Source organism: Acuticoccus sp. MNP-M23, from assembly GCF_031195445.1.
Taxonomy (GTDB): Bacteria; Pseudomonadota; Alphaproteobacteria; order Rhizobiales; family Amorphaceae; genus Acuticoccus.
In genome coordinates this window covers 4,781,355-4,790,391 of the sequence record NZ_CP133480.1, presented here as the reverse complement: position 1 = coordinate 4,790,391, position 9,037 = coordinate 4,781,355, and the positions used below count along the sequence as shown (strand labels likewise).

Here is a 9,037-nt window from a genome sequence, read left to right as displayed (position 1 = left end):
ACTGTGAATTTGTATGGGCAATCTGCCGCTCGATGGGCACGCGGCCTCACTTGCCGTGCCGCCCGAAAATTTTGTTTCCCGTCAAACTGCCGACCGCAATTTGTTGGACCGACGGTGTGAAGCCTCTAGGCTGCGGAATGAAGCGAGCGCGCAAGGGATGCTCGTAAGGAGGGCTCATGCCGCTCGACTTTTCCGGCGAAACGACTGCAGGCACGGACGGAGCAGCCCCGTCCGAAGCTTGGCGCGGCGAGTTTGCGCGCACGATCGAGAACCACATCGTTCCACAGCTTCTGACGCTGTCCGGCAATGCCGCTGCTGCAGTACCGCGACCCACTGCCGACGTGGTTGCCGCTGTGGCCGATGCCGCGGTGGACAGCGACCGCGAGACAATCAACAGCTGGGTCATCGACTATATCGATTCGGGCGGTTCCTACGCCGATGCGCTGCTCCACCTGATTGCGCCGGCGGCACGAAAGCTCGGAGAAGACTGGAACGTCGACAAGCGCGACATTCTGGATGTGAGTGCAGGGATGTTGTGTCTGCACGCCGTGGTGTCGGCGATCTCGGCGCGGTTCTTTACCATCGCCATGCCGGACCGGCGGATTCTGCTGGGGCCGACGCCGGGGGAAACCCATGTTTTCGGCCTCGCCATCGTGGAGCATCTGTTCCGGATGGCGCAGTGGGAAGTGGACTACCGGCCCACTGCGGACGGCGAAAATCTGATCAAGGCCGTCAAAGGGCAGTGGTTCGGCCTGATCGGGCTTTCCCTTTCGGGAGATACGTTGGTAGAGGAGGCCGCGCGGGTCGTGCGTGCAGTGCGGGATCGCTCGTTGAATCGAAACCTGAAAGTCCTGGTCGGGGGCCCTGCATTCTTGCGACGGCGGGAATTGTCCACATATATAGGCGCAGACGCAGTCGCCATCGATGGCCCGGACGCAGTGAAGATCGCGAACAGGTGGATTGCGGATGGTGTTGTCGGGCGGGCCACATGAGCCCCGTGCTGTCGTCTGGCCCGCGTCTTTTTCATCAGACGCTTTGTAAGGAGAACTGAGGCGGATGGACGCGCAACGCGGCGGAAGTCCCATCTTCTCGGCCAATATTGGTGCATTCGAGGCAATTTCCGCGAGTGGAATAGCATCGCTTGTCACGGCCGCCTCCGACCTGGCCCTTGTGCTTGATAGCCAGGGAACGGTGGTTGACGTCTCGATTGGCGACCCGGACATGCCGCGCGCCATGTTCGAGCACTGGCCCGGAAGCCGGTTCAAGGACCTGGTGACGGTGGAAACTCGCGAAAAGGTTGAGCGTCTGCTGGCGTCTCTGCACGACACCCAGTCGCTCAAGGTCCATGTGAACCACCCGCGCCAGGGACAGATCGACCTGCCGATCCTCTATACGGTTCACGGGCTCGAAAACGGTTTTATTCTTGCAATCGGGCGGGACATGTCGCCGGTTGCATCTGCGAACAGGCGCCTTGTTGCAGCGCAGCGCAGTGCCGAAGTCGAGTACACCAAGCTGCGCGAAGCCGAATCGCGCTTTCGCGAATTTTTCCACCTCGCGCAGGAGCCGGCGCTCTTCATCGACGAGGACGACCGGATCAGCTCCGCCAATCACGCGGCCAGCGCAGCCTATTCGCGTCTGCCGCGCCTTGTGGGGCGCCGCGTGGTCGAGGTCGCCCGCGGCGCCGACCGCAACACGCTGGCCGCCGAGCTTCACGAAGTTCGCCGCACGCAGACGCCGCGCTCGGTGTCGCTCGGGATCGGGCGGATCATCCTGGCACCCGTGCGCTCCAACCCCGGTGCAATCGTCTGGCGCTCGCGCGACCCGGCGGACCGCGTGGACGAAGCCCAGGATCAGCTGGTTCGCCTGATCCACACGATGCCGGACGGTTTTGTCACCACCGACAAGCATTTCTCGATTGTCGCCGCCAACGAGGCGTTCGCGGTGATGACCGAGGCCGGCAGCGTGCGCAATCTCATCGGCACCCCGCTCGACCGCTGGCTGGGACGGCCTGGGGTCGACCTTTCGGTGATTCGCGCTGCGCTGAATGATGCCGGAACGCTGCGGGCCTTCGCCACGGTGGTGAAAGGGGACATGGGCCAGCTGCAGGATGTGGAAGTTTCCGCAACCCGCATAGAGGACACCAAGGGCGAGTTCATCGGCCTTTCGATCCGCCAGGCCGCGCTGCCCGACCCGCTGCTGCCCGCTCGCTCGGCCCAGCAGCTGACCGAACTCGTTGGCAGGGTGCCCATCAAGTCAATCGTGCGCGAGACCACGGACCGGATCGAGCAGATGTGCATCGAGGCCGCGCTGGAGCTTTCAGGCGACAACCGCGCCTCCGCGGCCGAGCTTCTCGGCCTCAGCCGCCAGAGCCTTTATGTGAAGATGCGCCGCTTCGGCATTGTCGATGCGGACAGCGGAACGGCCTGACACCCGCCCGTCGCCTGCCGTCCATCGTTCTCCGTCATCAGCTCCCGGGCGCGACGCGCCACCATGTCCGCACCCTGATGCCGACAGCGAACCTTCTTCATCATCCCGCCAGCAAGAGCCGCGCGTAAGAGCGGACGCAGGCCTTGGCCTGCGCCCTTCACATGTTAGTGGCTGAAATCAGGCTTTCGCGGCGCCGTCGCCGTCCTTGACCGGCTTCACGATCCTGAGCAGATGCGCCGTGTCCTTGAGGAAGATCTTAAGGTGAGCGCCGGGTTTGCGCCTTACGAGGCGTTTGTTCATGTATGCCTCGAAGGTCAGCTGCTGCACGTCCGGGTCGGCACACATGGTCACGAAGCGTTCGCGCCGCTTGTCGTTGGCGTACCAGAACCACTGCATGATGCCGAGCACCATGAAGACGCGCCCGTGCGCCTTCATGAAACGCTTGCGGATGTTGGCCAGCGCGCGGGGCTGGCCGGCGAGGGCGCGCAGACCTTCTTCGGCCGCCATTTCGCCGCTCGCCATCGCATAGTAGATGCCTTCTCCGGAGGCGGGGGCCACAACGCCGGCGGCATCGCCAATCACCACCACGTCGCGTCCATTGTCCCACTTCTTCAGCGGTTTCAGCGGAATGGGTGCGCCTTCGGTGCGGGTGGTGACGGCGGTGTCGAGCCCGGTGGCAACGCGAAGGTCGCGCACCGCGCCGCGCAGCGAAAACCCCTTGTGCGCAGAGCCGACGCCGATGCTGGCGGTCTTTCCGTGTGGGAACACCCAGGCGTAAAAGTCGGGTGAGAGCTTGCCCTGATAGTAGACCTCGCAGCGCTTGGCATCGAAGGCGGGGCCATCGGCGGGCGATTCGATGATCTCATGGTACGCAAACACCGACTTGGTCATCGAGCCGTTGAGCGCCTGCTTGGCGACCGCCGAACGGGCGCCGTCCGCGCCGATCACAAGGCGGGTCTTGATGGCGACTTCAGTGCCGTCGGCATCGCGGTAGCGCACCAGAGGCTGGCCGTCGCTGCGGTCGATGGCGAGGTAGGTGCCCTTGACGCGGCGGGCGCCGGCTTCGGCGGCACGGTTGCGCAGAAACTCGTCGAACACGTCACGGTCGACCATGCCCACATAGCCGTTCTCGATGGGCATATCGACGGCGCGATCGGAGGGGGAGATCATCCGCGCGCTGTCCACCTTGGCGCAGATCAGCGCGTCGGGAATTGCATAGTCGCGGATGGCGCGGGGCGGGATCGCGCCGCCGCACGGCTTGATCCGCCCGGCCTTGTCGAGGAGCACCACGGAGGCGCCCGAACGGGCCAGATGCTCGGCTGCGGTAGCCCCGGCAGGGCCGCCACCGACAACGATCACATCACAGGTCTCCATGGTGCTCTCCATTTGTTTTCAGGCGGTTCTTGGTGTCCGCGTTTCAATTGGGGTGGCCGGGGCGGCGGCCCCGCGCGAGATCCTGAGCGCAAGGAGAGCGGCGGCAACGAACAGCACCCCTTCCACGGAAAAGACGACGGCAAATCCCGGCATCGCCCCGGCAGCCGCGCTCGCGACATCGAGCAGCGCGGCGCCCAGAAACAGGCCGACGCCGAAGCCGGTGGCCTGCGCCAGACCGAACGCGCCAAGGCGGGTGCCCTCGCGGTGCTCCTTGCCCATCCCGGACAGGCCGAACATGGAGGCGACGGCACCGCCGGCAAACATGCCATTGGCAAAGCCGAACAGAGCCACGTTGAAGACGATGGGCCAGCCCTCCGGGTTGAGAGCGCCCAGCGCCAGACCGCCGAGGCCGGCACCCGAGAGCAGACACCCGCCAACCGTCATCCCCACAAGCGCGCGCGGCGCACCGAGGAGAAAGCGGCCGAGGACGGCGGACACAATCAGGCCGAGCGCGATGGCGCCGCGGTGATAGCCCGAAATGGTGGTGGATTCGCCAGCGTCGTAGCCGAATGCGGTGCCGAGATAGGTCTCCAGCACCAGCTCCTGCATGTTGTAGGCAACCATCGAAACGAAAATGAAGATGGTGAAGGTGCGCGTCGCCGGCTCATGCCAGATGGTGCGCACGGCGCCCACCACATGGGCAACGCCGAAGGGCTCGCGCGTGGTCTTCTGTGCGGTCTTGCGCCGCTCCAGCCCGATCAGCATCAGGAGGCCGCCGCCAAAGGCAATGGCCACCACCCATACGCTGACAATCACAAGCTGCTCGAACGAGAACGGTGTCATCGCCTTGCCGCCGATGGTGGCCGCAAGCGCAATTCCGAAGATCATCAGGAGCCAGATGATGGTGGCGGCTGGCGCGCGGCGGCGCGGATCGATGCTTGTGGCGACCAGGGCGAGGATTGAGGTGCCGCTGGCGGCAACGCCGAACCCGACACCGGTGTATGCGGCAAGGCCCGCGGCAAATCCCAAAAGCCGGTTGTCCGCCATGATGGTGATCGACCAGGAGGCCGCAACGCTGGAAAGGCCGAGGACGAGGAGGCCGAGTACGATGAACGGCGTGCGCAGGCCCAAAGCATCGGATGCGTAGCCGACCACCACGCGGCTGACCTGGCTGGCATAATACCAGCCGACGAGAATGCCGGCGCTGAGGGCGAGAAGGCCGAGTTCGTTCTGCATCACGCGCGGCAGAGTCGTGATCGGAATCACCGTCATTGCGCCCATGGACGCCTGAACGAGCCCCATGCGCGCGATATTGAGCCAGGCGAGGAGGGCGCTCATACAGAAAAATCGCTGACATGGAATGGACGGGAGGGAATGTCAGGCGAGGCTGACGCAACAGTGCGCTGGCACCAGATTACGTGCGAACGAAATTCCAATCCTGCAGCGCGCTGCGGCAGAGGGATGGTGGGTATGGTCACGCGCAAAGGCGTCAACTCCAGCTGACACTTTGCACAATAGCGGCAGCATGCGGGCCGGTCCATGCTCAATCTGCGCCTTCGACCGCGACAATCGGCTGCGTGAATTTTCCTCTTTAGAAGAATTTTAGTTTTGAACCAAAGCCCGTCTGGAGTTATTCTAATTTGGAGGGCAACGCGAGTCGCCCGTAATAGACGAGGAACTACCATGCCTAGGACGATCATTCGCGGCCTTTCCCGGCGCCAGTTCATGGGCGCAACGCTCGGCGTTGCCGCTGCTGCGATGGCGACGACGAAGGTCAATGCGCAAGCTCTCGAGAAGTCCGCAGTGCAGTACCAGGAAGAGCCCAAGGGCGAGCAGAACTGCGCAAACTGCGCCTTCTTCGTGCCGGGTGCAGACGCCGCAGCAATGGGCTCCTGCCAGATGGTCCAGGGTGAGATCCATCCGGACGGCTGGTGCGCCATCTGGGCCCCCAAAGCCTGAGCCACTCGGCCCCACAAGCTGACGGCCACAATTTCTGAAGCGGCGTGGGTCCTGGACCCGCGCCGCTTTTTCGTGGGCGGCGCCGTCAGTCCTTGCCGCTGTCCTCGACCATTTCGATGGCATCGCCTTGCCAGCCATCGGCATCGCGCCGGGGCGACACGAGCGGTTGCTCCGCCTCGCCGGGGTCGGGCCGGTTCACCGGCTTGGCGTTGATCATGTGAATGTCGCGCTGCGGATACGGGATCGACAGGCCGGCTGCGGCAAAGCGGTTGCGGATTGCGGTCAGCACGTCACCGCGCACACTGAACAGCGAATATTCGCCCCTGAGGTCGCCGTAGTAGCAGACCCGAAGGTTGACGCTGTTGTCGCCGAACTCGTCCACCGTCACCAGGGGGGCGGGGGAGGGCACGATGCCAGGATGCTCATCGAGGATCTTGGTGATGAGCGCCACGGCCTCTTCGGGCGCGTCATCGTAGGAAATCCCCACCGTCAGAAGCACGCGCATCAAGGAGTTGGACCGCGTCCAGTTGGTGAACGTGTCCGACACCAGTGCGGAGTTTGGCACGATCAGCTCGAATTCGTCGAACGTTTTCATCCGCATCGACCGGATGCCGATCTGGCTGACCGTGCCCGACGTGGTGCCCACCGTCACGATATCGCCAATCCGCAGCGGCCGCTCCACCAGGAGGAGAAGGCCCGAGATGAAGTTGTTGACCACGTTCTGCAGGCCGAAGCCGATACCGACGCCAAGCGAGGCGGCAAACACCGTGAGGGTGGTGACGTCGAAGCCGATGGCGGAGAGCGTGAGAAGCACGCCGATGACGATGACGACATATTGCGCAAACACCGACAGGCTCTGGCGGATGCCGATGTCCTTGAGGTTGCCAAGGAAGACCGAGTAGGCAATTCGCCGGCTCCACGCGCCGGCCCAGAAGACGAAGGCAAGAGCAAGCGCCAGAAGCACCAGACTTCCGAGCGTATACGGCGTGGTGCTGATGCTGAAGATCTGGTAGCGCCAGGCCGCAAGACCCTCCTTGATGAAAATCGTCTCCGTCGTCCACTCGAACATGTTGACGGCAACGACGACGGTGAAGGCGGCCAGCACGACCGACCCCAGAACCTTCGCCGGTCCAAGGAAATTCTGGCGGACGAAGTAGGCGCGCGCCGGATCCCTCTCGCGGATCCGCAGCGCCATGCCATCCAGAAGATCGTAAAAGATGCCCAGGAACAGGGCGAAGCCGGCGCCGATTGCGATTGCCGTCGCCAGATCTTCCAGCATGATGGCCGCAAGCTGCGTGTACCCGGCAAGGCCGGCGACGCCGGTGGCAATGAGTGCCGAGGGTGGCACCAGCGCCATGAGGCTCGCAATGATGCTGCGCACGCGCGACCGTCCGCTATCCTTGCCTGACTGGGCAAAGAAGATGACGAACAGCAGCATGGGCATGCCTGCCAGCACGAACACCGAATAGGCGAGCCGGTTGATCGCAAGTTGCGTGGAGGGGAGCAGCGGCACCTCTTCAAGCAGGATGTACGCAACGACCACCACTGTCGTCAGCACCATGGCAACGGCGGTGGCCCGGCGGATCAGCTTGCCGATGCCGCCCGCGCCCGTGCCGCGCCGGTTGACGATCACCGCAGTGAGGTCCTGCAGCGATGCGGCCGCCGGCGGGATCAGCAGCAGCGTCGTGATGGTGGACGCTGTTTCCGACGAGATGGCGAACAGCTTGGTAAACGTGAACCAGAGAACCGCGGGGACGAGCCAGAAGAGGTTGCGCCGCAGGACCTCCAGCGGAATTTCCGTCGCGCTCGTGGCGTCGGCGCTGATGAAGCGCTTGAGCAGGCGCTGGCGCAGCCAGATGATGGTGCCCAGCAGCGCCAGGGTTGCCAGAAAGAAAATGCCTATGCTGCGCGGCAAGGCAACGGTAACCGCGGTCCGGACTTCGGCAAGGCGGGCCCGGTAGATGGCGGCAAACTCGCCGGGAAGCTCGAGCACTTCGGCCATGATCCGGTCGCGGCCCTGCCGGTCCGTGCGCGCGGAGCGCCGCTGGAACAGGGTTTCACGGTCGCGCACCGAGCGCTCGCGCGCCAGACGCTCCACCAGCGTCCCGATTTCCTCGCGGATCGTCTTGATCTCGCCGTCCTGTTCGTTCAGCAGCGCGCGCAGGCGTTTGATCCGCTCGCTCAGCTCCTTGATCTGATCGTCTGGCGTGTCCTGAAGGATCTGGCTGAGATCGCGCAGCGCCTCGCGGATCGTCTCGTTCACGACAATGCGGCGGGCAAGGTCGCCGGACGTGACGCCTAAAAGGTCAATGGATTCCGAAAACAGGCGCACCGGGATCGCCTGCTCCTGGATAAGCGGCGTGATGCCGCGCACCTGCGCCCGGGCGGTCACGATGGAAATGTCGGTCTGCCGCGCGTTGGAACGCAGGATCACTTCGTCCGCGCGCACCCGCTCGGCATTGCGCTCGGCAACGGCGTTGGGTGAGGCATCGAGAATATTGTCCGCGTCGGCGTCGAGGGTCATCGCGCGCTGGCTCAGCTCCGCAACCAGCTCACGCAGCTTGCTGAGCAGAGCGGCATCGCTGGAGGTGGCCCCGGAAATCAGCACATCCAGCCGCGCGGCGCGCTGGGCAATCAAAAGCTGCTCGTTGTGCCAGTTTACCGAGTCGAGCGTCGCCGCCCGCAGGGCCTGAAGTTGGCTGAGGGCGGCTTCGGACGCCTTGCGCTGGCGCTGGGTGATCTCCAGCGCTTCCGCGTCCACCACATATTGCAGCGTTTCGCTGGGATTCCCCAGAACCACGCTCTGCCGGACGATGGATCCGCTGATTGCAGCAATCTTGCTGTTCAGCGTCTCGATGCGGTGGTCGATGTTGAGGATCCGGGTGCGGGCAATGTCCACCTCGAACTGCGCCTGACGGAGATCCTCGATGGTGGAGATGGGGCCATCGTTGCTGAGGGTGCCGAGCCGATCGGCAATCCGCCGGTTCTCCGCCACCTGCCGCTGCACCGCGTCCTTCAGGCTGGCGACCGACTGCTCGGACGCCTGGACACCGGCCTCCAGCGCTTCCAGATCGGGGGTCTGCGCGTGCGCAGGCGCCAGCGCGCCGGTCGCCAGCACCGCCATCGTGAGCGCCACGGCGCGAGCGAATTTCAACAAAGAGAGTGGCCTGCAAGACTGCATCAAAGGGACTTCCGACGTTGCCGGTACGGCTTACGAGGCGAGGTGTGGCGCGTCGGCCAGACCCTTGTGGCACATTCCGCGGCGCGGGTTTAGAAC

Annotated in this window: 6 protein-coding genes; 3 read left to right on the top strand and 3 right to left on the bottom strand. The window is 64.3% G+C overall.

Annotated features, from left to right (window positions below; all coding sequences use genetic code 11):
- Window positions 1-176: 176 nt before the first annotated feature.
- Together RDV64_RS22010 and ppsR are read left to right on the top strand one after the other, a co-directional pair.
- The gene (locus tag RDV64_RS22010) at window positions 177-992 is read left to right on the top strand and encodes a cobalamin B12-binding domain-containing protein (protein WP_309197116.1); all 816 of its coding nucleotides are present in this window, start codon (window positions 177-179) and stop codon (window positions 990-992) included.
- Window positions 993-1,056: 64 nt separating this feature from the next.
- Entirely contained in the window at window positions 1,057-2,427 is a 1,371-nt protein-coding gene (ppsR, locus tag RDV64_RS22005; protein WP_309197115.1) for a transcriptional regulator PpsR, read from the top strand.
- Window positions 2,428-2,604: 177 nt separating this feature from the next.
- On the opposite strand, the gene RDV64_RS22000 is transcribed toward ppsR, so the two are convergent.
- Window positions 2,605-3,801 carry a geranylgeranyl diphosphate reductase gene (locus tag RDV64_RS22000; protein WP_309197114.1) on the bottom strand — a complete coding sequence of 399 codons (1,197 nt, stop codon included), beginning with the start codon at window positions 3,799-3,801 and terminating at the stop codon, window positions 2,605-2,607.
- An 18-nt stretch (window positions 3,802-3,819) separates the two neighbouring features.
- Complete coding sequence (locus tag RDV64_RS21995; protein ID WP_309197113.1) at window positions 3,820-5,139, bottom strand: MFS transporter; 1,320 nt, start codon at window positions 5,137-5,139, stop codon at window positions 3,820-3,822.
- A gap of 345 nt (window positions 5,140-5,484) precedes the next feature.
- On the opposite strand from RDV64_RS21995, the gene RDV64_RS21990 reads away from it, so the two are divergent.
- On the top strand, window positions 5,485-5,760 hold the full coding sequence (locus RDV64_RS21990; protein ID WP_309197112.1) for a high-potential iron-sulfur protein: 276 nt from the start codon (window positions 5,485-5,487) through the stop codon (window positions 5,758-5,760).
- Between the two features lie 85 nt (window positions 5,761-5,845).
- Here RDV64_RS21990 and RDV64_RS21985 read toward each other — a convergent pair whose 3' ends face one another.
- Entirely contained in the window at window positions 5,846-8,896 is a 3,051-nt protein-coding gene (locus tag RDV64_RS21985; protein WP_309197111.1) for a mechanosensitive ion channel domain-containing protein, read from the bottom strand.
- Window positions 8,897-9,037 lie beyond the last annotated feature (141 nt).

What these genes read in the sequence shown, in the direction of transcription:
- RDV64_RS22010 (WP_309197116.1), top strand. Translation starts at nt 177, where the DNA reads ATGCCGCTCGACTTTTCCGGCGAAACGACTGCAGGCACGGACGGAGCA.
- ppsR (WP_309197115.1), top strand. Translation starts at nt 1,057, where the DNA reads ATGGACGCGCAACGCGGCGGAAGTCCCATCTTCTCGGCCAATATTGGT.
- RDV64_RS22000 (WP_309197114.1), bottom strand. Translation starts at nt 3,801, where the DNA reads ATGGAGACCTGTGATGTGATCGTTGTCGGTGGCGGCCCTGCCGGGGCT.
- RDV64_RS21995 (WP_309197113.1), bottom strand. Translation starts at nt 5,139, where the DNA reads ATGAGCGCCCTCCTCGCCTGGCTCAATATCGCGCGCATGGGGCTCGTT.
- RDV64_RS21990 (WP_309197112.1), top strand. Translation starts at nt 5,485, where the DNA reads ATGCCTAGGACGATCATTCGCGGCCTTTCCCGGCGCCAGTTCATGGGC.